Source organism: Kitasatospora sp. P5_F3 (assembly GCF_054049135.1).
Genome location: NZ_JBFUMY010000081.1, coordinates 1 through 24,855 on the forward strand (window position 1 = coordinate 1; position 24,855 = coordinate 24,855).

16 protein-coding genes and 1 pseudogene are annotated in these 24,855 nt (G+C 72.1%); 4 read left to right on the plus strand and 13 right to left on the minus strand.

Going from position 1 to position 24,855, the window contains the following annotated elements:
• Positions 1 to 40 precede the first annotated feature (40 nt).
• Positions 41 to 331 carry a 30S ribosomal protein S15 gene (gene rpsO / locus ACXJMZ_RS31520; protein WP_057233517.1) on the minus strand — a complete coding sequence of 97 codons (291 nt, stop codon included), beginning with the start codon at positions 329 to 331 and terminating at the stop codon, positions 41 to 43.
• A gap of 154 nt (positions 332 to 485) precedes the next feature.
• Complete coding sequence (gene eccD, locus ACXJMZ_RS31525; RefSeq protein ID WP_457033433.1) at positions 486 to 1,943, minus strand: type VII secretion integral membrane protein EccD; 1,458 nt, start codon at positions 1,941 to 1,943, stop codon at positions 486 to 488.
• A gap of 361 nt (positions 1,944 to 2,304) precedes the next feature.
• Between eccD and eccCa the strand changes: the two genes are divergently transcribed.
• Positions 2,305 to 6,252 (plus strand): type VII secretion protein EccCa, encoded by a 3,948-nt coding sequence (gene eccCa / locus ACXJMZ_RS31530; RefSeq protein WP_457033434.1) that lies wholly within the window; start codon positions 2,305 to 2,307, stop codon positions 6,250 to 6,252.
• A 60-nt stretch (positions 6,253 to 6,312) separates the two neighbouring features.
• Here eccCa and mycP read toward each other — a convergent pair whose 3' ends face one another.
• The 4 genes from mycP to ACXJMZ_RS31550 all read right to left on the minus strand — a co-directional run bounded on the left by mycP (position 6,313) and on the right by ACXJMZ_RS31550 (position 10,229).
• The gene (gene mycP, locus ACXJMZ_RS31535; RefSeq protein WP_457033435.1) at positions 6,313 to 7,626 is read right to left on the minus strand and encodes a type VII secretion-associated serine protease mycosin; all 1,314 of its coding nucleotides are present in this window, start codon (positions 7,624 to 7,626) and stop codon (positions 6,313 to 6,315) included.
• Positions 7,627 to 7,776: 150 nt separating this feature from the next.
• On the minus strand, positions 7,777 to 8,067 hold the full coding sequence (locus ACXJMZ_RS31540; protein ID WP_457033436.1) for a WXG100 family type VII secretion target: 291 nt from the start codon (positions 8,065 to 8,067) through the stop codon (positions 7,777 to 7,779).
• 78 nt (positions 8,068 to 8,145) lie between these two features.
• A complete protein-coding gene (locus tag ACXJMZ_RS31545) occupies positions 8,146 to 8,448 on the minus strand; it encodes a WXG100 family type VII secretion target (protein WP_457033437.1) in 303 nt (100 codons plus the stop codon).
• Positions 8,449 to 8,627: 179 nt separating this feature from the next.
• Positions 8,628 to 10,229: a type VII secretion protein EccB gene (locus tag ACXJMZ_RS31550; RefSeq protein ID WP_457033438.1), complete on the minus strand. Its 1,602-nt coding sequence runs from the start codon at positions 10,227 to 10,229 to the stop codon at positions 8,628 to 8,630.
• 329 nt (positions 10,230 to 10,558) lie between these two features.
• Between ACXJMZ_RS31550 and eccE the strand changes: the two genes are divergently transcribed.
• The 3 genes and pseudogenes from eccE to ACXJMZ_RS31565 form a co-directional block, all read left to right on the plus strand.
• Positions 10,559 to 11,815, plus strand: coding sequence for a type VII secretion protein EccE (gene eccE, locus ACXJMZ_RS31555; RefSeq protein ID WP_457033439.1), 1,257 nt, complete (start codon positions 10,559 to 10,561; stop codon positions 11,813 to 11,815).
• Positions 11,815 to 12,573, plus strand: coding sequence for a hypothetical protein (locus tag ACXJMZ_RS31560; protein ID WP_457033440.1), 759 nt, complete (start codon positions 11,815 to 11,817; stop codon positions 12,571 to 12,573). Before eccE ends, ACXJMZ_RS31560 begins: the two co-directional genes overlap by 1 nt.
• Positions 12,574 to 12,945: 372 nt before the next feature.
• A pseudogene (locus ACXJMZ_RS31565) lies at positions 12,946 to 14,709 on the plus strand (MinD/ParA family ATP-binding protein); the annotation flags it as partial.
• 76 nt (positions 14,710 to 14,785) lie between these two features.
• Here ACXJMZ_RS31565 and ACXJMZ_RS31570 read toward each other — a convergent pair.
• The 7 genes from ACXJMZ_RS31570 to infB form a co-directional block, all read right to left on the minus strand.
• Positions 14,786 to 15,733, minus strand: coding sequence for a bifunctional riboflavin kinase/FAD synthetase (locus ACXJMZ_RS31570; RefSeq protein ID WP_200948357.1), 948 nt, complete (start codon positions 15,731 to 15,733; stop codon positions 14,786 to 14,788).
• Between the two features lie 105 nt (positions 15,734 to 15,838).
• Positions 15,839 to 19,018, minus strand: coding sequence for a serine protease (locus tag ACXJMZ_RS31575; RefSeq protein WP_457033441.1), 3,180 nt, complete (start codon positions 19,016 to 19,018; stop codon positions 15,839 to 15,841).
• Between the two features lie 300 nt (positions 19,019 to 19,318).
• A complete protein-coding gene (truB, locus tag ACXJMZ_RS31580) occupies positions 19,319 to 20,224 on the minus strand; it encodes a tRNA pseudouridine(55) synthase TruB (protein ID WP_457033442.1) in 906 nt (301 codons plus the stop codon).
• 25 nt (positions 20,225 to 20,249) lie between these two features.
• Entirely contained in the window at positions 20,250 to 21,350 is a 1,101-nt protein-coding gene (locus tag ACXJMZ_RS31585) for a DHH family phosphoesterase (RefSeq protein WP_457033443.1), read from the minus strand.
• A 2-nt stretch (positions 21,351 to 21,352) separates the two neighbouring features.
• Positions 21,353 to 21,796, minus strand: a complete 444-nt coding sequence (gene rbfA / locus ACXJMZ_RS31590; protein ID WP_457033444.1) for a 30S ribosome-binding factor RbfA — start codon at positions 21,794 to 21,796, stop codon at positions 21,353 to 21,355.
• Between the two features lie 156 nt (positions 21,797 to 21,952).
• Positions 21,953 to 22,249 (minus strand): DUF503 domain-containing protein, encoded by a 297-nt coding sequence (locus tag ACXJMZ_RS31595; protein WP_057233497.1) that lies wholly within the window; start codon positions 22,247 to 22,249, stop codon positions 21,953 to 21,955.
• Positions 22,250 to 22,377: 128 nt separating this feature from the next.
• Positions 22,378 to 24,855: translation initiation factor IF-2 (gene infB, locus ACXJMZ_RS31600; RefSeq protein ID WP_457033445.1), on the minus strand; the 2,478-nt coding region annotated here is incomplete at its 5' end.

Genomic DNA, 24,855 nt, shown 5'->3' on the forward strand with positions numbered 1-24,855 from the left:
GCTCCCCGGTGACGGGGAGCCGCCCCATGACGCGGCGGTCTTAGCGGGCGCCACCGGCGGCACCGCGGCGGATGCCCAGGCGCTCGACGAGGGTACGGAAGCGCTCGATGTCCTTGGCGGCCAAGTACTTCAGCAGCCGGCGGCGCTGGCCGACCAGGATCAGCAGGCCACGACGCGAGTGGTGGTCGTGCTTGTGCAGCTTGAGGTGCTCGGTCAGGTCCGAGATACGACGGGAGAGCATGGCGACCTGGACCTCGGGAGAGCCGGTGTCGCCCTCCTTCTGGCCGAACTCGGTGATGATCTGCTTCTTGACGTCAGCGGCGAGAGCCACGGCATCTCCTTCAAGGTTTCCGAGTGACCCCTGGTAGACGGCACAAGGGTCTGACTGAACTCGGACTGCCCAAGAGTACCAGCGCCCGCCGTCCCCCCATTCCGCGGGGTGACGGCGGGCAGGTGGACGGCGGGCGGGTGGCGGGTCGCAGGTCTCAGCTGGTGGCGCCGCGCACCAGGCCGTAGATGTCGAGCACGGCCAGCGCGAGCGGGACGAGCGCGATCAGCATCACGCTGTCCACCATGTCCAGGATGCGACCCCAGAACGGGGACACCCCGGACTTCGGGACGACCAGGGCGATGCCGGTCAGGATGGCCGCGCCGGCCGCGATCGAGGCGGCCAGCCAGACCGTGCGCAGGTCCACCGCGGTGGAGCTGGTCGCGGTCAGGATGAAGTGCGGGGTGTGCAGCGAGAGGCCGATCACCAGCAGCGCCAGGCCGGCCAGCCCGGCGATGGTGAGCGCGAAGACCTGACCGGTGTAACGGAACAGCCGGGCCCGCAGCATGGTGGTCATGCCGACCGCGAGGGCGAGCAGCTCGGCCCACATCCGGTCACTGAAACCGAGCACCGCGCAGGAGCCGACCAGCACCGCGGCGCAGCCGCCGACCAGGCCGACCAGCACCTCGTGGCCGCGGCGGGCCTGGTGCGCGATCCGCTCGTACTGGACGGCCTCCGAGCGGCTGGCCTCCTCGGCGTAGCCGGCACTGCGGGTGCTGGTCTGGCCGGGGGCGTTGAAGCCGACCGGGAGCCGGGCGAAGCGGGCCGAGAGGGCGGGCAGGAAGCCGATCGCGGCGACGGCGGCGACCGCGGTGACGGCCGCGATGTCGGTGGCCGAGGTGTCGGACATCAGCACGGCGGCGAACGAGGCCAGGGTGCCCGCGGCGGCCAGGAAGGAGGAGGCCACGAAGACCGAGTCCTTCTCCGGCAGCATGCCGACCAGCAGGACCGAGACCACCAGCACGGCGACGCAGCCGACCAGCAGCTGGATCCGGCCGGGACCGTCACCGACGGTGGAGACCGCGATGATGCCGGACCCGGCGATCAGCGCGTGCGGCAGGGCGCCGAGGCCGAGCGCGAGGCCCGCGTCGTGGTCCTGGTAGACCCGGGCCCGGACCGCGGCGAAGGCGACCAGCACGACGGCGATGACGCCGGACAGGATGCCGGGCAGGCCGTTCATGTCGTGCCGCAGGTCGGAGAACCAGAGCGCGAAGCCGAGCAGCCCGAGCAGCACCCCCGCGCCGATCAGACCGAAGGAGCGCATCAGCTCCGGGCCCCAGAACCGGCGGTCGGCGGCGACCGCACTGGCGATCGCGTCGGCCACGTCGTCGTAGACGGCCGGCGGCAGCGACTCGGCGAACGGACGCAGGCTCAGCAGGTCGCCGTCCCGGATCTGCTGGGCGGCCAGCGGCAGTCCGCTGTCCAGCACGGTGCCGTCCCGGCGCACCAGGTGGAAGCCGGTCGGCGCACCGTCCACCTGGGTCTGGCCGGAGAGGCGCAGTACCTCGGGGTAGATGTCCGCGAGCGGCACATCCTCCGGCAGTGCGACGTCGATCCGGCTGTCCGGTGCCACGACGGTGACCCGGCAGAATCCGGTCGTAGCGTTTGAGCTCACCGGCGCTTCCCCCTGTTGCTGTGTCCGTTGGTCAGCTTGGCGCCCTTGGCGGACGGGAACGCAGCCCGGTTCATCAATGCGGGCGATCCGACCAAGAGTTGGCGCGGCGACACCCTACCGCCAGATGGGGTACGGAGCGATACCGGCCCCCGGACGCACCGTCAAGCCGTGACCAGCCAGCCGAGTTACGCCCCCGCGCTCGAACAGATCGGGGCCGACCAGTAGGATCGGCCCCTGCGCGAGGCGTACGGGGGCGAGACGCGCGACCCGTGAGTGCCTGCGATCGGCGGAGCGGGGGCGGCGTCATCACACGGGGCGCCCTCATCCCGTACGTATCCCAGTTGCGTGAGGGTTGATGCCAGTGAGTGTGATTACGGTCAAGCGCCCGGCCCGGGCGTATCCGCCGCCGGTGCCGGACGATGCAGTGGAGCTGGTGCCTCCGCCCGAGTTGCCGCGGGGCGGTGCCGAGGACTGGATGATGTCCCTGTTGCCGCTGCTCGGCATGGGTGGTTCGGCGGCCTTCCTCTTCGGCGGCCAGGGGCCGATGAAGATGATGGGTGTCCTGATGGTCGCCTCCACCGCCGGTATGGCGGTGGCCCAGATCGTCAAGGCCCGCAAGGGCGGCAGCGCGGGGACCGCGGACGAGCGCCGCGACTACCTCAAGTACCTGCAGCAGATGCGCCGTCAGGTCCGCCGGACGGCGGACCGGCAGCGCGGTGCGCAGCTTTTCCTGCACCCGGAGCCGGACCAGCTCTGGTCGATCGTCACCGAGGGCCGTCGGCTCTGGGAACGGCGGCCGACCGACCCGGACTTCGCGCAGATCAGGCTCGGCCGCGGGCCGCAGCAGCTCAGCACTCCGCTGAAGGCGCCGGAGACGGCGCCGCTGGACGAGCTGGAGCCGCTCTCGGCGGCCGCCATGAAGGACTTCCTGACCGCCCACGGCACCCTGCACGACCTGCCGTTGGCGATCTCGCTGCGCGCCTTCTACCACATCACGGTCTGCGGCGACCCGGACACCGTCTACGGCAACGTCCGGGCGATGCTGGCCCAGTTGACCACCCTGCACTCCCCCGACGACCTGGTGGTCGGCGTGGCCGCCGCACCGGGTGCGATCGACGAGTGGGAGTGGGCGAAGTGGCTGCCGCACACCCAGCACCGCAAGGAGAGCGACGGCGCGGGTTCGCGCCGTCTGATCGCCGCCGGTCTGGGTGAGCTGGAGGTGCTGCTGGCCGACGAGTTGGCCGGGCGCAAGGGCTTCGCCCGGGACGCCGTGGCCTCGCCGGACCAGCCGCACCTGGTGATCGTGATGGACGGCGCCGCGGTGCCGCACGACTCGGTGCTGGCCGGCGCGGAGGGCGTCGAGGGCGTCACCATCATCGAGGTCGTCCCGGGTGACCTGGACGAGCCCAGCGGTCACCTGGTGATCACGCTGGCCAAGGACGAGCTGCTGCTGGAGTCCGCCTCCGGTGCCTCGTACTCCGGCAAGCCGGACAGCCTGTCCTCCTGGCAGTCCGAGGCGCTGGCCCGGCAGTTGGCCCCGTTCCGGGTCTCGGCGGGCGGCGACGACGGCGACCCCTCGCTGGTCTCGATGGACTTCACCGAGATGATGGACACCGGCGACCCGGGTGCCTTCGACCCGGCCCGGATGTGGCGTCCGCGCCCGATGCGGGAGAAGCTCCGGGTCCCGCTCGGGGTCGGCACCAACGGCGAGTACGTCTGGCTGGACATCAAGGAAGCCTCGCTGGAGGGCATGGGCCCGCACGGCATGTGCGTCGGCGCGACCGGTTCCGGCAAGTCCGAGGTGCTCCGCACCCTGGTGCTGGCGCTGGCCGTGACGCACTCCTCCGAGGTGCTCAACTTCGTGCTCGCCGACTTCAAGGGTGGCGCGACCTTCGCGGGTATGTCGGAGATGCCGCACACCGCCGCGGTGATCACCAACCTCGAGGGTGAGCTCACCCTGGTCGACCGCATGCGCGACTCGATCGAGGGCGAGATGAACCGCCGTCAGGAGCTGCTGCGGACGGCGGGCAACTACGCGAACATCAACGAGTACGAGCGGGCCCGCGCCGCCGGTGCCGCGCTCGACCCGCTGCCCTCGCTGGTCATGATCATCGATGAGTTCTCCGAACTCCTCAGCGCCAAGCCGGACTTCATCGACCTGTTCATCCAGATCGGCCGGATCGGCCGTTCGCTGGGTATGCACATGCTGCTCGCCTCCCAGCGACTGGAGGAGGGCAAGCTGCGCGGTCTGGACACCTTCCTGTCCTACCGGCTCGGCCTGCGCACCTTCTCGGCCGCCGAGTCGCGGGCCGCGATCGGTGTGCCGGACGCCTACCACCTGCCGCCCGTCCCCGGTGTCGGCTACCTCAAGTTCGGCTCCGACGTGATGGAGCGGTTCCGGGCGGCGTACGTCTCCGGTGCCTACCGTCCGCCGGGCGCGGTCCGGGTCACCGGCGGCCGGGCGGTCACCGCTCTGCCGGTGCTGTTCACCGCGGCCGAGGTCGCGGTGATCGAGCCGGAGGTGGAGGAGGTGATCGAGGAGGTCGCGGAGATCGACGACTCGCTGCTGGACACCATGCTGGACGTGTTCGTGTCCCGCATGATCGGCCAGGGCCCGCCGGCCCACCAGGTCTGGCTGCCCCCGCTGGAGTCCGCACCGACCGTCGACCAGCTCGTCCCGCCGCTCCAGGTGACGCCCGAACGCGGGCTCACCTCACCGGAGTTCGGTGCGCTCGGCCGGCTGGTGGTGCCGGTCGGCATCGTCGACAAGCCGCGCGACCAGCGCCGCGACGTGCTCTACCAGGACTACTCCGGCGCGGCCGGTCACGGTCTGATCGTCGGTGGCCCGCGCTCCGGCAAGTCCACGATGATCCGGACCATGGTGGCGGGCTTCGCGGTCACCCACACCCCGGTCGAGGCGCAGTTCTACCTGCTCGACTTCGGCGGTGGCGGCTTCCAGGGCCTGCAGGGCCTGCCGCACGTCGGCGGGGTGGCCGGGCGACTGGACGTGGAGAAGGTCCGACGGACCATCAGCGAGGTGCACGGCGTGCTCAACCGCCGTGAGGAGCTGTTCCGGGCGACCGGGATCGACACCATCGCCACGTACCGGACCAAGCGGGCCAACGGCCAGCTCCCGGACGAGCAGTTCGGCGACGTCTTCCTGATCATCGACGGCTGGCTCACCTTCAAGCAGGAGTTCGAGTCCCTCGAACCGGTCATCGCCGACATCGGCCAGCGTGGTCTCGGCTACGGCGTGCACATCATCCTGACCGCCGCCCGGTACGCCGAGGTCCGCCCGGCGCTCAAGGACCTGCTGCAGAACCGCACCGAGCTGCGGCTCGGTGACTCGATGGAGTCCGAGATCGACCGCAAGGTCGCGCAGAACGTCCCGGCCGGGCAGCCAGGCCGCGGTCTCACCGCGGACAAGCTGCACTTCCTGTCCGGTCTGCCCCGACTGGACGGTTCCTCGGAGATCGAGGACCTGGTCGACGGTGTCACCGACCTGGTCGAGCAGGTCGCCTCGGCCTGGACCGGGCCGCGCGCCCCGCAGGTCCGGATGCTGCCCCAGGTGCTGGACGGCAACTCGCTGCCCAAGGGCTTCGAGCGGCCCGAGCTCGGTATCTCGTTCGCCGTCGACGAGGTCGAACTCGCCCCGGTGTTCCTCAACTTCGAGACCGACCCGCTCTTCGTGGTGTTCGGTGAGAGCGAGTCCGGCAAGTCCGCGGTACTGCGGATGCTGATCAAGCAGATCACCGAGCGGTACACCCCGGACCAGGCCGGCATCGTGGTCGGCGACTTCCGCCGCTCACTGCTCGGTGTGGTGCCGCCGGAGTACCTGGTCGAGTACGCGGCGGCGGCGCCCGCCATGCAGGCGATCGTGGAGATGCTCCGCGGCGCCTGCGGGCGACGACTGCCGGGCCCGGACGTCACGCCGGAGCAGCTGCGCAACCGCAGCTGGTACACCGGCAAGGACATGTTCGTGATCGTGGACGACTACGAGCTGGTCGCCACCTCCTCGGGCAACCCGATGGCACCGCTGGCCGAGTTCCTGCCGTTCGCCCGCGACATCGGCCTGCGCATCATCATCGCGCGCAACGCCGGTGGCGCCGGACGCTCGCTGTTCGAGCCGATCATGCAGCGGATGAAGGAGCTCGGCGGTCAGGGCCTGATCATGTCCGGCGACAAGAACGAGGGTGCGCTGCTGGGCACCGTCAAGCCGCAGCCGCTGCCCCCGGGCCGCGGCCAGCTGGTGACCCGCCGTCAGGCGGCCGGCCACACCGTCCAGGTGGGCTGGCTCCCGGCGCCGTAACGGGCCACCGCGCAACGGGGCCGGGGGGGGGGGGGGGGGGGGGGGGGGGGGTACCTGCTGTCAGTCCTCAACCCGGCGCCTGCGGTCCCGCAGCACCACCGAGCCGCCGGCCAGGCCACCGACCAGCAGGCCGCCGACGCCGAGCGCGTAGGTGGCGGTGCGGGCGTCCCGGTCCTGCTGGGTCTCGGCCAGGCCGAGCGGCTGGGCCTGCAGCCTGACCTGCCCGGCCAGGTTCACCGGCGGGTCGTCGACCGGCCCCTCGGCGTCGACGGGCGGGGCCGGGGCGTTGCTGGTGACCGCCTGCACCGGGTCGACCACTCCCCAGCCGATGAAGCGGTTCCGCGTGCGCTCCACGCGCTGCGCGGTCTGCATGATCCGGATCCGGATCTGATTCGCCGTCCACTTCGGGTACTTCTGCTTGAGCAGTGCGGCCACACCCGCCACGTACGGGGTGGAGAAGCTGGTGCCGTTGTCCACGCAGTGGCCGTTGGTGGGCACGGTGGAGAGCATCTCCACGCCGGGCGCGACCACGTCGACGAACTCGCCGTACTGGGAGAACGAGGCCCGCTCGTTGTTCCGGTCCGAGGCGCCGACCGCCAGCACGGTCGGCAACGAGGCCGGGTAGGTTTCGGCCTCCAGGCCGTCGTTGCCCGCCGAGGCGACCACCACGACGTTCTTGGCCTCGGCCTCCTTGAGGACGGCCTCCAGCTCGGCCCGGCCCGGGAAGAAGCCGTCCTTGCCGGTGGCCCGGACGTCCTGCGAGATGTTGATGACATCGGCCTGGCGGGCCAGCGCGCCCCTGATGGCCTCCACCAGGGTGGTCACGTCGCCGTTGCCCTGGCTGTCGTTCTGCCGGTACGCAATGATGGTCGCGTCGGGCGCGAGCCCGGAGAAGCCGATGCCGGGGACCTTCCTGGCCGCGATGATGCCGGCCACCTTGGTGCCGTGGCCGACCATGTCGGTCACGCCGGTGCCGGGGACCTTCTCGTTGTTCTTGGACTTGTCGCGCAGCGAGGAGTCCGCGTCCTCGACCTTGCCGATCAACTGCGGGTTGACCGCGTCCACACCGGTGTCGATCACCGCGACCTTGACCCCCTTGCCGGTGATCGCATCCTGCTTCGGCCCTGGAGCGGCCCAGAGCTGCTCCAGCACCACCTTCTGCAGCGACCAGGGCATGCTGGGCACGGGGTTGGAGGGGAACTTGCACTCCGCCGAGGCGGAGATCCCCACCGGCGGATAGAACACACCGGCCGAGGGCGCGGGTGTCGGCGCGGCCAGCGCGGGTCCGGCGGTCATCCCGCCGATCACTCCCAGCGCGACGGACACGGCGGCGACCCTGCGGTACGTACCGAACGACACCTGACTTCCCCTCATGCTCCCACCCTGCACCGTGCCCCCGTGGAACGGCCTTGCCGGACGGTCGAGTTGGACCGGCCGGTGGTACACACCTGGGGCGGGCGCCCGGTCGGACGCCCGCCCCATGAGATTTCCTACCATCCTGCGCCGTACGGGACGGCGGCCGGATCAGCTCCAGACAGACGCGTTCTTGCTCTCGGTCTGCTGGTAGCTCTGGGCCGCGTTGTCCAGCGACTGCGAGATCTGCTGGAGCGCCTGCTGCAGGTCCGCCGCGCTGGCGTCCCACTGCTGCTGACGGGCCTGGTAGCCCTCACGGGCCTGGCCCTGCCAGCTGTTGGCGATCCGGGCGACGCCCGCCTTCAGATCGTCCAGCTGGGTCTGGATGCGCTGGGCACCCTGCTTCACCTCGGAACTCGCGTTCGCGATGGTAGAGAAATTAACGAGAATCGAGTCGCCCATGGTGTCCCCTTTTCCAATGGAGTCGAATCGGTCCTATTGCCGGACCGGTACTTGCCTGTCTGCGGACGAGCCGAAGGCTCAGAAGCCGCCGGTACCCATCGCCGACCGCTGCTCTTCCTCGGTCTGGGCGTACTGCTTCGTGGTCGCCTCGATGGCCTGACGGATCTCGTCGAGAACCTGGTTCAGCTTCGTGGCGTCCTCGTTGAAGCGGGTCTGCAGCTGCTGGTACGCAGCAGCAGCCTGACCCTGCCAGCCCTGCTTGATCTCGTCAACGAGCGTGTTGAGCCGCTGGATCTCGCCCTGCACCGATGAGTTCACCTCACCGATGCGGTTCGCGAAAGCAATCATTTCGTCAGCGGTCGTCGTGAACTGACCAGACATGATCTACCGTCCCCCATGAGACAGACATCCCCACGGACCGTCCCGACACGGACGGCCGTCGAACACCACGGTGTGGTGCACTCCAGAACTGTAGCCGCCGACCGCAAGTCACCCAACACCGGGAGCCAGGTAGTTACCAAGCCATGACACTGGGGCGCGGTCGGCCAACTGACAGAGTGTCAGGCGAGTTGGGGCTGAAGTGCGTCGCTCTTGCTGAGGATCGGTCCGGCCGGCACCAGGTTGGCCCACAGCTGCGGCACCGGCACCGGCACCACCTTGTCGAAGCCGAGCCTGGCCTGGTTCTCGTTCACCTGCTCCTGGCCGGGCTGCTGCTCCTGGCCGGGCTGCTGTTCCTGCCCCGGCTCCTTCGGGGCAGCCGAGGCGCCGGTCTTGCCGCTGCCGTCGTTGTTGGTCGGCACGGGGTAGCGCAGGCCGGTCTCGGTGATCAGGTAGTTCCTGCCGGAGCTGCCCGGGGCGGAGGAGTCCAGGGCCCGGAACAGCAGACCGTGGCCGGGCGAGACCCGGGCACTGGAGGCCCCGGCGACGATCGGGGCCGGGTAGTCGGCATCGGCCCAGACCGACCGCTTGATCTTGACGCCGTCCATCCCCTCGAAGGTGCTGCACACCTTGGTCCGACCCAGGTGGTTAACCGCCTTCTCGGCCGGCTTCTCGTCGGGGATGTCCGCCGCGTCGTTCATGGCCTTGGGGTCCATCACGCCCTTGAGCGCCGCGTACTCGGCGGCTGAGAGCGTGTAGGTCTTCGCCGGGCCGTTGTCGTAGACCTTGCCCAACTTCGGGTTGCTGAGCGCCAGTTCGGCCTGGAACGGCGAGAGTTCGTAGAGCTTGTCGATGCCCACCATGAAGTAGCTCTTGTCGTAGTTGAGCAGCCGGCCCACCCGCCGCTCGGCCTGCTTCTCGAGTTGGGTCAGCTTGGACGGGACCACCTGGCCGTCCTTGAAGTCGGTCGGCAGCTTGTACTCGATCGCGTCCCCCTTCTCCAGGGTGGCCAGCCACTCCGCGGTCACCCGCTGCGGCTTGTCCGCCAGGTCGCTGCCGAACAGGCTGCTCGCGATCAGCCCGCGCTCGGCCTTGTCGGAGGTCGGGGCACCGATCACGTGCATGGTGCCGGTCCGGTCCACCATGAACTGACCGGCCAGGCCCGCCGAGTCCACCGGGGCCTGGACGTAGAGCGACTCCCCGGCGCCGAGCACCAGCTTGGGGTCGGCCAGCCGCGTGGCGTCCTTGTCGGCGGCCACGAAGACGGCCTGGTTCGGCGGCGTCTTCTCGTCGGCGCCCGGGCTGTTGCAGACCGACCACTTCTTGTTGGTCTGGCCCGCCACGTCCGCCTTCGGCAACTTGTCCGGGGCGTACGGGATGCCGATGGTGGCGCCGTGGTTCGGGTAGGCGTCCAGCACCTTGTCCTCCACGATCACCACCTTGGCGTTGGCCTGCAGCACCAGCCGGGCCGAGGACATGTTGAGCACCTGGTGCAGGACCTTGGTGTTCTTCTCACCCGGCAGGATCACGTACCGGGTGGTCGACTGCTTGCCCTGGATGATGTTCGAGCCGCTGTCCCAACCCTTGGGCGCAGCAGGCTTGATGACGCCCCACATGGCAAAACCCGCCACGATCACGACCCCGATCACCACACTCGGCAGTACGGCCTTCACCGGCCGGGGCGCGTCCTCGTCATTGCCGCCGCCGGAAGGCAGCAGAAAGGCACCTACCGTGCGCTTTCGCGCCGCGGTGTACGCGTTCAGCTCGTCGCGGCGTGATGCCATGCTCGTCGTCTCCCCTGTTCGACAACTGTGGGTACGTCAGCCCGACCGGCTCGTACGCGAGTCCGGGCGTGAAGGCCGTGCGTGAGTCTGCCACCCGCCGGGTGCACGTCGCAGTCCACCCTCTACGATGCGGCAGCAGACGGTGAGTACGGTACGGGTACGGTTTGCCGACCGGTCAACCGGGCCGTGATATCTGATCAGAGAGGGCCACTCGGGGGATGCCAAGCCAGACCGCTCCAGGGCGACGCAGCACATCGCACGGCGGGGGGAGCCGCGGTCGCCGGGCGCAGCCCGCGCCGACCCGCTCCACCGCACCGGTACCGGTCAAGGTGCACCCACGGCCCGGCCTGCTCGGCACCCGCCTGCGGCTCCAGCAGATCGTGCTGCTGGAGGTCGCGGTGGCGCTGCTGGCCGTCGGATGGACCATCAACAAGATGATGGTCGGGGTGTTCGCCGTACCGGCCGCACTGATGGTGGTGCTCGCCCTGGTGCCGTTGAACGGCCGGACCCTGTCCGAGGGTCTGCAGGTCCGCTCCGCGCTGAGCGCCCGCCGCCGGCAGGCCCAGCTCAACGTGCCACCGCCGGGCACCGACCCGGCGCTGGCGCCCGCGCTCGAACTCGAGCCCGCGCTGCGCACCTGCACCCACGCCACCGAGGCCGACCTCGGCGGCGGCCGCCCGGTCCGCCGGGAGACCGGCATGGTCGGTGACGGCACCTTCCTCACCTCGATCCTGCTGGTGCAGGCCAAGGACCAGCCGCTGCGGCCGCACCGCACCGCGCTGCCGCTGCCGCTGGACGTGATCTGCTCGGCCCTCCAGGTGGACGACATCGCCCTGGAGTCCGTCCAGTTGGTGCAGCACACCCAGCCCGCCCCGGCCCCGCACCTGCCGGACCAGTCGCTGGCCGCCCGCGCCTACCACCAGCTCCCGGACGGCCTGGCCACGCCCGGCCTGCGGCTCACCTGGGTCGCGCTCAAGCTCAGCCCCGAGCTGACCAACAGCGCGGTCGAGGCCCGCGGCGGCGGCGAGGAGGGCGCCCGCAAGGCGCTCCAGCGGGTCACCGACCAGCTGGCCGGGCGGCTCAACAGCGCCGGGTTCACCGCGACCGTGCTGGACGAGCGCGAGCTGATCGCGGCGCTGGCCATCTCGATCTGCGCCAACCCGATCGCGGTGGCGGGCCGTCAGGGCACCGGCGGCGGTGGCGGCAACGGCCGCCGGACCCAGGAGAGCCGGAAGTTCTGGCGGATCGACGACCGCTGGCACGCCACCTACTGGATCTCCAAGTGGCCCCAGCTCAGCCGCCCCGGCGGCACCCCGGGCCGGATCGCCGCGCCCGATCTGGTCAACCTGGTCACCAGCACGCCCGCACTGGCCAGCACCTTCAGCCTGACCGCGAGCCGCGGCACCGGTGACTCGGTGGCGATCAGCGGACACGTCCGGATCACCGGCCGCAGCGAGAGCGAGATCGCCCAGGTCGGGCGCCTGGTGGAGTCCCGCGCGCAGAGCACCGGGATCGGCCTGACCCGGCTCGACCTGGAGCAGGCCCCCGGCCTGCTCGCCACGCTGCCCCTGGGAGGGACTTCCTGATGGCCTATCAGACCTACCCGGACCAGGCGCCGGCCGATCCCGCCGCCCGTCCCACCCGGCTGCTCCCCGGCTTCGGCCTGCGCGGCCCGCGCCGCGAGCGCCACGTGCTCTCCCCAGAGGACCTCAGCGCACTGGCCTTCCCGGTCGGCGACGACGGTGTGGTGATCGGCGTCGACCCGCAGCACCAACCCGCCGTGCTCGGCCTGTTCCGGCCCACCTCGTACGAGCTGGTGCTGGTCGGCGGTCTGTGGACCGCGCAGGTGATCGCGCTCCGGGCGGCCGCCACCGGTGCCCGGATCGCGGTCGAGACCGGCCGTCCGCAGGCCTGGTCCTCGATGGCCCAGGCGGCCGGCGGCGGTCAGCCGTGTGTGACGGTGCACCAGGTCGGCCGGCTCGGCGCCCAGGGTGCCTCGGTCGCCTCCCCCGTGCTGGTGGTCCGCGACCTCGGTGCCCGGCCGCCGCGCAGCCGGCTCTCCGCCTCGCCCTGGCAGACCACCCTCACCCTGCTCCCGTACCTCGGACCGAACGCGGCCCGGGTGCTGAACGCGGCCGATCTGGTCGGTATCCAGCGGGTCTCCCCGCAGGAGGCCGAGCTGCTGGCCCGGCTGCTCTCGCTCGGCGACCAGGAGGTGGCCGCGCTGCCCACCCTCGGCGACAACATCACGCTGTGGGCGACCCGGATGCGGCGCCAGTTCGTGATGACCAACCCCGGCGAGGCCGAGGGCCAAGTGCTCGGCGGCCCGCGCCGGATGGACTGAGCGATTCGATCCCGGAGGGGTCCGCATACTGGGTGATCCGGTGTGCGGGCCTCTCCTTTCGTCCACGATGGTGTGAGTTCCGGCACCGCCTGTGAGCGGTCGGGAAACACGTCCTAGTCTTGTGCCGACGGCACCGCGAACAGCGGCGGCGAACACGAGGGAGCCCAAGTGAGCAGCGATCGGGACGGCGTCTACGTCGGCGACAACGCGGCGGAGGACGACGACGACTGGTCGGACGTTCCTGACTACTCCCCGCCGTCCTGGTACACCCAGAGCGACGCACCCGCCGCTCCCGCACCTGCCCCCGCCCCCGCTCCCGCCCCCGTTCAGGCCCAGCCCGCGCCCGCTCCGGTGGCCCCGGTGCCGCCGGCGCCCGTACCGGTGGCCGAGGCTCCCGCGCCGGTGCCGGTGACCCCGCCCGCTCCCGTGCCTGCGCCGTCGCCGTCGCCCGAGATGACCGAGACCGCGCTGCTGCCCCCGGTCGCCGACGGCCCCCAACCCGGGCCCGCGCCGGTCGAGTTGCAGTCGGCTCCCGCGCCCGGCCCGGTGCCGGTGACCCCGCCCGCACCGGCACCGCCGGTGGCCGAGGCACCGCCGGTGCCCGCGCCGCAGCCGTACCCGGACGTCCCCCAGCAGCAGCCCCAGCAGCAGCCGCCGTACCCGCAGCAGCCCTACCCCCAGCAGGCCCCGCCGCCGGTGGACCCGCGCCAGGGCGGTTGGCCGCAGCCCCAGCAGCAGCCCTACCCGCAGCAGCAGGTGCCGCCCCAGCAGCCCCAGCAGCAGCCGCCGTACCCGCAGCAGGCCATGCCGCAGGCACCGGTCGCCTTCCAGGGCCAGGGCGGGCAGCAGCAGATGTCGCACGGCGCGGCGCTCGGCTACACCGCCGCGGTCGAGCTCTCCTCGGACCGGCTGCTGCGCGGCCAGCCGAAGCAGCAGAAGGAGTCCCGCTTCAAGTTCGGCGGCAAGGCGGCCGAGGCCGACCGGGCCCGCCGGCTCGAGCTGATCCGGACGCCGGTGCTGAGCTGCTACCGGATCGCGGTGATCAGCCTCAAGGGCGGCGTCGGCAAGACCACGACCACCACCTCGCTCGGTGCCACGCTGGCCACCGAGCGGCAGGACAAGGTGATCGCGATCGACGCCAACCCGGACGCGGGCACGCTCGGCCGCCGGGTGAAGCGGCAGACCGGCGCGACCATCCGTGACCTGGTGACGGCCATCCCGCACCTGCGCAGCTACATGGACGTCCGCCAGTTCACCTCGCAGGACCTGCACTCGGGCCTGGAGATCCTGGCCAACGACGTCGACCCGGCCGTCTCGACCACCTTCAACGACTCGGACTACCGCTCGGTGATCCAGGTGCTCGGGCAGCACTACCCGATCATCCTGACCGACTCCGGCACCGGTCTGCTGTACAGCGCGATGCGCGGGGTGCTCGACCTGGCCGACCAGCTGATCGTCGTCTCCACACCGAGCGTGGACGGCGCCAGTTCGGCCTCCACCACGCTGGACTGGCTCTCCGCGCACGGCTACGCCGACCTGGTGCAGCGTTCGATCACGGTGGTCTCCGGGGTCCGCGAGACCAGCAAGATGATCAGGGTCGAGGACATCGTCGCGCACTTCCAGACCCGCTGCCGCGGCGTCGTGGTGGTGCCGTTCGACGAGAGCCTGGCGGCCGGCGCCGAGGTCAACCTGGCGATGATGCGGCCCAAGGTCAGGGACGCCTACTTCGAACTCGCCACCATGGTCGGCGAGGACATCATGCGGGCCCAGCACGCGGCCGGCGGCTGGGGCCAGCCCCAGCAGGGCGGCTACCCCGGCCAGCCGCCGCAGCAGGGCTACCCCGGGTACCCCCAGCAGGGCGGCTACCCGCAGCAGCAGCCGGGCTATCCGCCGCAGCAGGGCGGCTACCCCCAGCAGGGCGCGCCGTGGGCCCCGCAGCCCGGGTACGGGCAGCAGCCGCCGCCCCCGCCCGGCGCCCAGCCGCTTCCGCAGGAGTGGTCCCAACAGGGGCAGCAGCAAGGGCAGCAGGGCGGGCAGCAGCCCGGCTACGGGTACCCGCCGCCGCAGCCCGACGGCCGGCAGCAGCCGCCCCCGCAGGGGTACGGCTACCCGCCGCCGCAGCCGCAGCAGCAGTAGCAGTAGCAGTAGCAACGACGGAGGAGGGGGGCSGGCCCCCCCCCCCCCCCTCCTCCGGTGCTTCTCCCCGGCCCGGTCAGGCCGGTGACGACTCGTCGGTCAGCTCCCTGGCCCGCTTGACGTCGTCGGCCATCCGGTCCAGCAGTGCGTCGATCGAGTCGAACTTCTCCATCCCGCGCAGGTACGCCAGGAAGTCGACCGCCACGTGCAGGCCGTACAGGTCGAGACCGACCCGGTCGATGGCGTACGCCTCGACCGTGCGGCTGGTGCCGTCGAAGGTCGGGTTGGTACCCACCGAGATCGCCGCGGGCATCCGCTCCCCGGCCGCCGTCAGCCACCCCGCGTAGACCCCGTCGGCCGGGATCGCGCTGTGCGGGACAGTGTCGACGTTGGCGGTCGGGAAGCCCAACTCCCGGCCGCGCTGCGCCCCCTGGACCACCACGCCCTCGACCCGGTGCGGCCGGCCGAGCACCTCGGCGGCCGCCGTGAGGTCGCCCTCCGAGACCAGTCGCCGGGCCAGCGTGGAGGAGAACGGCACACCCGCCGCCCCGCGTACCTGGAGGTCGAGCACCTCCACCTCGAAGTCGTCGGCCCGGCCCAGCTCGGCGAGCAACTCCACGTTCCCGGCGGCCCGGTGGCCGAACCGGAAGTTCGGGCCCTCGATCACCAGCCGGGCGTGCAGCGCCTCCACCAGCACCTGCTGGACGAAGAACTCCGGCGACTCCTTCGAGAACTCCGCGGTGAACGGCAGCACCAGCACCGCGTCCACCCCCAGCGCCTCGATCAGCTCAGCCCGGCGCGGCTGCGGCGCCAGCAGCGCCGGGTGGCTGCCGGGGCGGACCACCTCGCTCGGGTGCGGGTCGAAGGTGACCACGACGGCCTTCGCCGCCAGCTCACGGGCCCGCTTCACCGCCCGACTGATGATCAGTTGGTGGCCGCGGTGCACACCGTCGAACGATCCGATGGTGACGACGCTGCGCCCCCAGTCCCCGGGGATCTCCTCCAGGCCACGCCAGCGCTGCACCCTGACCGCTCCTCGTTCCGAACCGGCGTACGTCGTCCGCACGCTCTCGCTTCCTACCGAACCCCTATAGCGTGCCATGCGCCCGAAGCTGTGTCGGCACCAGCGTCACCCAACCCGGCCCGCCGGACGCACCTGACGGACCACGGCGCCCCGCTCGGCCTCCGCCGCGGCGTACTGCGGATCGCGGCCGCCCGCCACCAGCAGCCGCATCCGGGCCAGCAGCGGGCCGCCGCGCGGGCCGGGTTCGCCGGTCGGCCAGTGCGCCAGCAGCCGGGCGAAATCGGCCGACCGGCCCGCGCCGCGGACCAGCGCGGCATCCACCTCAGGCCCGCCTGCCTCCGCCATCAGCCGGATCAACTGCCGTACCCCTGGCGCCTGTTCGTCCCGGCAGCAATCGGCCAACCGCTCCACCACGGGCACCAGAACCACCGGATCACGCTCCACCACGAGCAGCATCTCCAGCAGCCGGGGCGGCCGCTCCGGATCCGTCAGCAGCACCGCGAGCACCCGGCGCAGCCCCGGCGGCCGGGCCGCCGCCTCGGCGAGCAGCAGGTCGAGCTCCGGCTCCGGACGGCCGTCCAGCAGTACGGCCAGGTACTCGGCCACCTGGCCGGACCGCTCGGGCCGCTGGTGCAGCAGTTCGGCGGCCAGGTCGAGCCCAGGACCGAGCAGCTCCGGGGCATCCTGCCCGGCCAGCACCCTGAGCGCCTCGGCCACCGCCCCGCCCGGAGTGGCCAACCGCCGCCGGAACGCCGCCAGCACCGGCTCCGGATCGGTGGCCAGCGCCGGGGCCAGCGCCTCGGCGGTGACGAAGGGATCGTCCCGGCGGTAGGCGGCCAGCGCGGCGGGAAGCTGCTGCCCCCTGGTCACCGGATCACGGACCAGCAGGGCCAGCGCCGCACCGTGCAGCGTCGGTTCCTCCTCCCGGGCCAGCAGGGTACGCGCGGTGTGACGCAGCAGGTCGGCGCCGGTGCCGGTGGCGTACGGAGCCGCCCGCAGCGCGTGCACGGCCGCCGCCACGTGCCACTCGGGGCGGGGGTCGTGACTCCAGCGGTCCACCGCGCGGCAGAGCGCGGACGGCTCCGCCACCGCCAGTTCGGCGAGCAAGGCGTCCGCCCTCGGGTGGGCGGCGATTGCCAGTGACTCCGTCAGGTCGTCCACCGCCAGCCGCCGGTGCGCCCACAGCAGGTCGTGCGCGAGATCGGCGGCGGCACTGCCCCGGGTCTCCCCGAACCACCGGCAGAGCAGCGGTACGACCGCGCGCGGGTCGGCCCTGAGCAGCTCGGCCACCGCCGCCCTGGCCTCCTGATCGGTCGTCACCAGCAGCCGCAGCAGCTCCAGCCGGTCCGTGAGCGGGAGCGGCAGCCCGACCCAGAACTCCGCGCCCAGACCGCCGCCCCCGCGCTCGGCCACGGCCGCCAACAGCGGTCGGTGCAGGGCGAGTTCCGGGCTCCCGGCCAGCCCGTCCAGCAGCAGCCGCCGGGCCCACCAGGCCGGCTCGGGCCCGGGCGCCGTCTCCACCCCGCGCCACAGCCGCCACAGCCACGGGTCGAGGCCCACCGCCCCATGCCGCTCCCCGACCCCGCGCAGCGCCCACGCCACCACCCCGGCCCGGTGCCTCGGGACACCTCCGGCGGGCAGGACCGCCTCCGCCGGTACGGCGGTGCCCTCCAGCAGCAGCCGGAGCGCGGCGTCCAGGTCCAGCCGGCTGCCCTGCAGCCAGTCCGCGAGGTCCTCGTGGGCGAACCGGTACCCCGGCCCCGCCGGGACGAACAGCCGCTCCGCCAGCACCGCCCCGGCCCACCCGCCCTCAGCCGGGAACAGGGCGGCGAAGGCGGCCGCGTCCAGCGTGCCGTGGCCGGTGCCGAGCATCCGACTGGCCGCCTCCCCGACCCGCTCGCCCAGGGTCGCGGCAAGCCCCCGCAGCGGCTCCGGGCCCTCCGGTACGGGCGGGGCCACGGCAGTGCCCCGGCGGTGCGCCCCGGCCCGCCTGGGGCCGTTCTCGGCCCGCAGCCGCTGCGCGGCCCGGGTGCAGCACAGCTCCAGGTACGCCGCGTACAGCCGCCCGCGCTCCGCCGTCTCCCCGAGCTCCCCGGCCAGCCGCAGGGCCAGCGGGTGCTCCCCCGGCTCCGGCGCCCCGTACCGCCGGGCCACCCGTACCCCCGCCTCGGCGGGCAGCGGCCCCAGTCCGTGCACCACCGCCCCGGGCAGTCCGTCACCCCAGCTCTCCGCCCGACAGGCCGTCAGCAGCCGTACCCCCGCTGCCTCCAGCCACCGGGCGCTCGCCGCCAGCCACTCCCCCGGCACCGCGAACGGTGCCTCCTCCGGCGCGTCCAGCACCACCAGCAGTGGGCGGCCGGCCTCGGTACAGCGCCGCACCAGCTCGTCCAGGCTTGGCGCGGGGACGTCCAACAGTGCGGCGGCCCAGCCCAGTTGCCGTTCGGCCGCGGCCGCCAGGGTGTGGTCCTCCGGGGCCAGGTCGGCGCCGCGCAGCCAGACCGTGGGCAGCGGCCGCGGCCCGCCCGCGCGCCGGACCGCCAGGGCGGCCAGCTCGGTACTGCGCCCGCTGCCCGCCGGGCCGACCAGCACGCTGACGGCGACCCCCGGCTCCGCACCGGTCAGCCCGTCCGGCCGGTCCACCCGGTCGGCAGCCAGATCCGCAATCCGGCCCGGGCCGGCGCTCGCCGAACCGAGCTGCACCGAGCAGAGCGCCAGCACCCCGCCGAGATTCAGCGCCCGGCCGTACGCGGGCACCGCCTCGGCGTTCCGGCCGCGCAGCTCCGCCAGCGCCGGACCGGTCGGCGGCAGCGCACGGGGGCCGTCAGGACCGGCCACCAGGACGCCGAGCACGGCTCCGGTCTCGGCGTCCAGCACGGGCGCCCCAGGAGTCAGCGGGAGACGGAGCTGGGGCAGCTCCAGCAACAGTGCGCCGTCCGGGGCGACCCGACCGATGGCGCCCTGAACTTGCGCCAACTCCCATATTCCGGCGGTCAGTTGGGAGACGGACACCAGCCCGCTGCCGATCCCGTCGGCGATCGCCTGTGGGGCCAGCGGCAGACCGCCGACCGAATCCGTCCGCAGCACCGCGAGGCCCGGGCCCGGCAGCAGCTCCACGCAGTCGGCCCCGAGCACCCGGGTCTGGCCGCACGGCAGGTGCAGCACCAGGTGCTCCATCCCCTCGACGGCCTGCCGGGCCGTGAGCACGGAGCCCTGCCGGTCGGCCACGAAGCCGAGCCCCCTGACCAGCCCGTCCGGCCCACAGATCCGCAGCAGCCCCTCGGCCATCCCGCGCCCGCCCCTCAGCAGCCCGCCACCGCCCGGAGCCTGCCCGGCCGACCACGTACGCCACCCCTCCGGGGCTGCCGCTCATCCCTTCGGGTGAAACTTCCGCAGGAGCTCAGAGTCGCGGATTTCTGCACAGCGCCCGGTTGCACTATCCAGGGGCTCGGGGAACTGCGAGGAGATCTGGCGCCGGGGTCACGTGCAAAAGTCCCTGGCCACCCACGCGCGGATCACCTTGTACGAGGTCGGCGTCGCAGTTCCCCGAGCCCCTGGCGTGTGCCACCTGGGCGCAGCTGCCAAAGATCAGCCGACGAAGACCGCGACCGGCTTGGCGTGGCCGGCTTTCTCCTCGATCAGAGCGAGGAAGCGGCCCTCCGGGTCGAAGACCGCGATCGGCCCGTCGACGCCCAGCCCGGGTGCGGCGAGCTTCATGCCGTGCGCCAGCAGCCGCGCCTGCTCGGCGTCCACGTCCCAGCGGGGGAACGCCGCGGCCGCCGCCTCGGCGATCGGCAGCACCTCCAGCTTCTCCTCCAGCTGCGGGAGCGTCCGCGCGGACTCCAGCCCGTACGGCCCGACCTTGGTCCGCCGAAGCGCCGTCAGGTGTCCGCCGACTCCCAGCCCAGCACCCAGGTCCCGGGCCAGGGCCCGGATGTAGGTGCCCGAGGAGCACTCCACCGTGACGTCCAGGTCGATCACCGGGGTGCCGTCCTCGGCCACCGCCGCGCGCTGCTCGTGCACGGTGAAGGAGTGGATGGTGGTCGGCCGGGCTGCGATCTCGAACTCCTCGCCCTCGCGGACCCGGGCGTACGAGCGCTTGCCGTCGATCTTGATGGCGCTGACCTTCGACGGCACCTGCATGATCTCGCCGGTCAGCTCCGCGATCCCGGCGTCGATGGCGGCCCGCTCGATCCCCGAGGCGTCCGCCGAGGAGGTGATGTCACCCTCCCGGTCGTCGGTCACGGTGTCCTGCCCGAGCCGGATGGTGGCCTCGTAGGTCTTGGCGGTGAGCATCAGGTGCCCGAGCAGCCGGGTGGCCCGCTCGATGCCGATCACCAGGACGCCCGTCGCCATCGGGTCCAGCGTGCCCGCGTGGCCGACCTTCCTGGTGCCGGCCAGCCAGCGGAGCTTGGCCACCACGCCGTGCGAGGTGAGGCCCTCCGGCTTGTCGACAATGACCAGGCCGTCGGGGCCGGTGCCTTTACGCTTCATCAGCTCTTTCTCTGTACGGAGGAAATCAGGACGCCGGCAGCGCGGCCCGGAACCGGGCGATCGTCGCCTCGACACCTTCGCGGGCGGTGAACCCGGCCGCGAACCGGTGCCCGCCGCCGCCGAGGTCGGCGCAGACCGCGGCCACGTCGACCGCGCCCTTGGCCCGGCAGGAACCGCGCAGGGTGCCGTCCGGGTCCTGCTTGAGCACCAGCGCCACCTCGGCCTCGGCCGGGCGGCGCAGCACGTCGATCAGACCCTCGATCTCCTCGACCGTGACGCCGAACAGCGCCAGGTCCTGGTACGGCACCCAGGTCCACACCAGGCCCAGGCCGCCCGCCGCGTCGGGCTCGTAGACCGCCCGGTCGAGCGCGCCGGCCAGCACCTTGAGGTAGCCGAAGGAGGAGGTGTCCCAGAGCTGACGGGAGATCAGGTCGTGCCGGATGCCGGTGGCCAGCAGCCGCCCGGCCAGCTCGTGGGTGGCGGGCGTGGTGCCCGCGTACCTGAACGAGCCGGTGTCGGTGGCCACGCCGGTGTAGAGGCAGGTGGCCAGCTCCTGGTCGAGCGGCACGCCGAGCCGCCGGAGCAGCTCGTCCACCAGCACGGCGGTGGCCGGGGCGGTGGGGTCGATCAGGCGGTGGGTGCCGAAGCCGGGGTTGGAGGCGTGGTGGTCGATGACCACCAGCGCGGGTGCGGCGAACGCCTTGGCGTGCAGCAGACCGAGGCGGCTCTCGGCCGCCACGTCGAAGCAGAGCACCAGCTCGGGGACGTCCGGCACCTCGGCGGCCGGGACGAGCAGCTCCTGGCCGGGCAGGAAGCTCAGCGACTCCGGGACGATCTGCGGGTCGTCACCGAAGGAGACCCGCACCTGGTAGCCGAGCGAACGCAGCGCCAGACCGGCCGCCAGGGCCGAGCCGAGCGCGTCGCCGTCCGGGTTGATGTGGCAGATCAGGTCGACCGTGCCGGCCCGCCCGACCAGCTCGACCACCCGCTGCCACTCGGCCGCCAGGGCTGACGCCGCGGAGCCGGCCGACGACTCGCTGCGAGGCCCGGGAAGCACCGCGAGGGCACCATCCACCGTGTCGGTGGACGATGCCCTCTGGCCGGGTTCGACCGGCTCGGCGGCCATGGTTACTCGTCCTCGTCGTCGCGCTCGGCGGCCGGCACCCGATAGGGGTCGGCCTCCCCGGCGAAGGTGGCACCGGCGGCGGCGGTACGGACCGCCGCGTCGGAGACCCGCGCCTTGTCGAGCAGCTCGTCGATGTTCTTCGCGTTCTCCGGCAGGGCGTCCGCGATGAAGGTCAGCGACGGGGTGAAGCGCACCCCGGTCTGCCTGCCGACCTCGGAGCGGAGCACGCCCTTGGCGCTCTCCAGTGCGGCCGCGCTGGCCTCACGCTCGGCCTCGTCACCGTAGACGGTGTAGAAGACGGTGGCCTCCCGCAGATCGCCGGTGACCCGGGCCTCGGTGATGGTCACGTAGCCCAGCCGCGGGTCCTTGATCCGGCGTTGCAGGGTCTCGGCCACCACCACCTGAATGCGGTCGGCGAGCTTGCGCGCCCTTGCGGTGTCGGTCACGTTGCCTCCTCGTGCAGTGAGCGCGGTACCCGGGTCACGGACGCACCCGGTGCGGCCCTGGCCCCAAAGTACCTGCCCGCGCCCAGCCTTGTGGGCGCTCTCGGTCCTCGTGGGTGTGACGGTGCTGACGCAGCACCACCGCGCACACCCTCACTCTCAATCATCGTCGTCGTTGTGAAGACGCCTCCGTGCGGAGAGCAGCATCACCTCGGGGCGGCCGGCGACGAGCCGCTCACAGCTGTCCAGGATCTCGGTGACGTACCCGGCTTCGCCGGACACCACCGCCAGGCCGATCTCGGCCCTCCGGTGCAGATCCTGGTTCCCGACTTCTGCGGCGCACACGCTGTACTTGCGCGCCAGTTCGGCCACGATGGGCCGCACGATCGAACGCTTCTCCTTGAGCGAGTGAACATCGCCGAGCAGCAGATCGAAAGTGAGTGTTCCCACGAACATATGTGACAGGTCTCGCCGACCTGAAGGCCTCGAAGGAGTTGCCCGAACGGGCGTACCTGGAGGCTAACAGCGAGACCGGGGCCGGTCGACGGGATTTGCACCCCGCCGACCGACCCCGGCAACCACTGCTAGGACCGCGGCTTCTCGCGCATCTCGTAGGTCTCGATGACGTCGTCGACCTTGATGTCGTTGAACGACCCCAGGGTCACACCGGCCTCGAAGCCCTCGCGCACCTCGGTCGCGTCGTCCTTGAAACGACGCAGACCCTCGATGGTGAGGCTCTCCGTGATGAGCTTGCCGTCGCGGATGAGACGGGCCTTGGCGTTGCGGCGCAGCAGACCCTCGCGGACGATGACACCCGCGATGTTGCCGAACTTGGAGGAACGGAACACCTCGCGGATCTCCGCGGAGCCGAGGCGCACCTCCTCGTACTCGGGCTTGAGCAGGCCCTTGAGCGCGTTCTCGATCTCCTCGATGGCCTGGTAGATGACCGAGTAGTACCGGACATCCACGCCTTCCTTCTCGGCAGCCGTACGGGCGCGGCCTTCGGCGCGCACGTTGAAGCCGATGATGATGGCGTCCGAGCCCATCGCGAGGTCGACGTCCGACTCGGTGATCGCACCGACGCCGCGGTGCAGCACCCGGAGCTCCACCTCCTCGCCCACGTCGAGCTTGACGAGAGCGTCCTCGAGGGCTTCGACGGAACCGGAGACGTCACCCTTGATGATGAGGTTGAGCTGCTCGATGGAGCCCGCTGCGATGGCCTTGTCCAGGTCCTCGAGCGAGATCCGGACCCGACGCTGCGCGAACGCGGCGTTGCGGTCACGGGCCGAGCGCTTCTCGGCGATCTGACGGGCGGTGCGGTCCTCGTCGACGACGATGAAGCTGTCGCCGGCGCGGGGCACCGAGGTCAGACCGAGCAGCAGCACCGGACGGGACGGACCCGCCTCGGCGAGGCTGTTGCCGTTCTCGTCCAGCATCGCGCGGACGCGGCCGTAGGCGTCGCCGACCACGATCGAGTCACCGACGCGGAGGGTACCGCGCTGGACCAGGACGGTCGCCATGGCGCCGCGGCCCTTGTCGAGGTGGGCTTCGATCGCAATACCCTGCGCGTCCTGCTCCGGGTTGGCCCGCAGGTCGAGCGAGGCGTCCGCGGTCAGGACCACGGCCTCGAGCAGCTGGTCAATGTTCAGACCCTGGCGCGCGGAGATGTCGACGAACATGGTGTCGCCGCCGTACTCCTCTGCCACCAGACCGAACTCGGTCAGCTGACCACGGACCTTGGTCGGGTCCGCACCCTCGACGTCGATCTTGTTGACCGCGACCACGATCGGCACACCGGCGGCCTTGGCGTGGTTGAGCGCCTCGACCGTCTGCGGCATGACACCGTCGTTGGCCGCGACCACCAGGATCGCGATGTCGGTGGACTTGGCACCACGGGCACGCATGGCGGAGAACGCCTCGTGACCCGGGGTGTCGAGGAAGGTGATCGGGCGCTCTTCGCCGTTCACCACGGTGGCGACCTGGTAGGCACCGATGTGCTGGGTGATGCCACCGGCCTCGCCGGCCACCACGTTGGACTTGCGGATCGCGTCCAGCAGGCGGGTCTTACCGTGGTCGACGTGACCCATGACGGTGACGACCGGCGGGCGCGGGGCCAGCATGTCCTCATCGCCCTCGTTGACACCGAAGTCGATGTCGAACGACTCGAGCAGCTCGCGGTCCTCGTCGTCCCGGCTGACGATCTCGAGCTGGAAGCCCATCTCGTCGGCCAGCATCTGGAGCGTGTCGTCCGAGACCGACTGGGTCGCGGTGACCATCTCACCGAGGTTGAACATCACCGAGACGAGCGCGGCCGGGTTGGCGTTGATCTTCTCGGCGAAGTCCGTCAGGGACGAGCCACGCGAGAGGCGAACGGCCTGGCCGTTGCCACGCGGCAGCATCACACCGCCGACGGACGGGGCCTGCATGGCCTCGTACTCCTGGCGCTTCGCCCGCTTCGACTTACGGCCACGCGCCGGGCGACCGCCCGGACCACGACCGAAGGCACCCTGCGTGCCACCACGGGCACCCGGGCCACCGGGACGGCCACCGAAGCCACCCGGACGGGGACCGAAGCCACCGCCGCCACCCGGGGCACCGCCACCGGGACGGGGGCCGCCGAAGCCGCCACCGGCCGGACGCGAGCCCGGACCGGCCGCACGGCCCGCGAAACCGGGACGGGCGCCACCGGCACCTGCACCCGGACCACCCGGACGGCCACCGGGGCCACCCGGACCACGGCCACCGGGGCCGGGACGGGCGCCGGGGCCCGGAGCGGGACGCTGCGGCATCATGCCGGGGTTCGGACGCGGCATACCGGACGGGCTGGGCCCACCCGGACGCGGACCGGCCGGACGGGGCATCCCGTCGGGACGCGGCGCACCCGCACCACCCGGACGCGGCGCGCCACCGGGACCGGCGGCGGGACGCGGACGGTCGCCACCCGGGCGGGCGGCACCACGGTCGGCGCCAGGAGCACCGGCCGGACGCGGACGGTCGCCACCGGGACGCGCGGCGCCACGGTCGGCACCGGGAGCACCCGCCGGACGCGGACGGTCGCCGCC

What these genes read in the sequence shown, in the direction of transcription:
- mycP (WP_457033435.1), bottom strand. Translation starts at nt 7,626, where the DNA reads ATGAGGGGAAGTCAGGTGTCGTTCGGTACGTACCGCAGGGTCGCCGCC.
- ACXJMZ_RS31540 (WP_457033436.1), bottom strand. Translation starts at nt 8,067, where the DNA reads ATGGGCGACTCGATTCTCGTTAATTTCTCTACCATCGCGAACGCGAGT.
- ACXJMZ_RS31545 (WP_457033437.1), bottom strand. Translation starts at nt 8,448, where the DNA reads ATGTCTGGTCAGTTCACGACGACCGCTGACGAAATGATTGCTTTCGCG.
- ACXJMZ_RS31550 (WP_457033438.1), bottom strand. Translation starts at nt 10,229, where the DNA reads ATGGCATCACGCCGCGACGAGCTGAACGCGTACACCGCGGCGCGAAAG.
- ACXJMZ_RS31560 (WP_457033440.1), top strand. Translation starts at nt 11,815, where the DNA reads ATGGCCTATCAGACCTACCCGGACCAGGCGCCGGCCGATCCCGCCGCC.
- ACXJMZ_RS31575 (WP_457033441.1), bottom strand. Translation starts at nt 19,018, where the DNA reads ATGGCCGAGGGGCTGCTGCGGATCTGTGGGCCGGACGGGCTGGTCAGG.
- truB (WP_457033442.1), bottom strand. Translation starts at nt 20,224, where the DNA reads ATGAAGCGTAAAGGCACCGGCCCCGACGGCCTGGTCATTGTCGACAAG.
- ACXJMZ_RS31585 (WP_457033443.1), bottom strand. Translation starts at nt 21,350, where the DNA reads ATGGCCGCCGAGCCGGTCGAACCCGGCCAGAGGGCATCGTCCACCGAC.
- ACXJMZ_RS31595 (WP_057233497.1), bottom strand. Translation starts at nt 22,249, where the DNA reads ATGTTCGTGGGAACACTCACTTTCGATCTGCTGCTCGGCGATGTTCAC.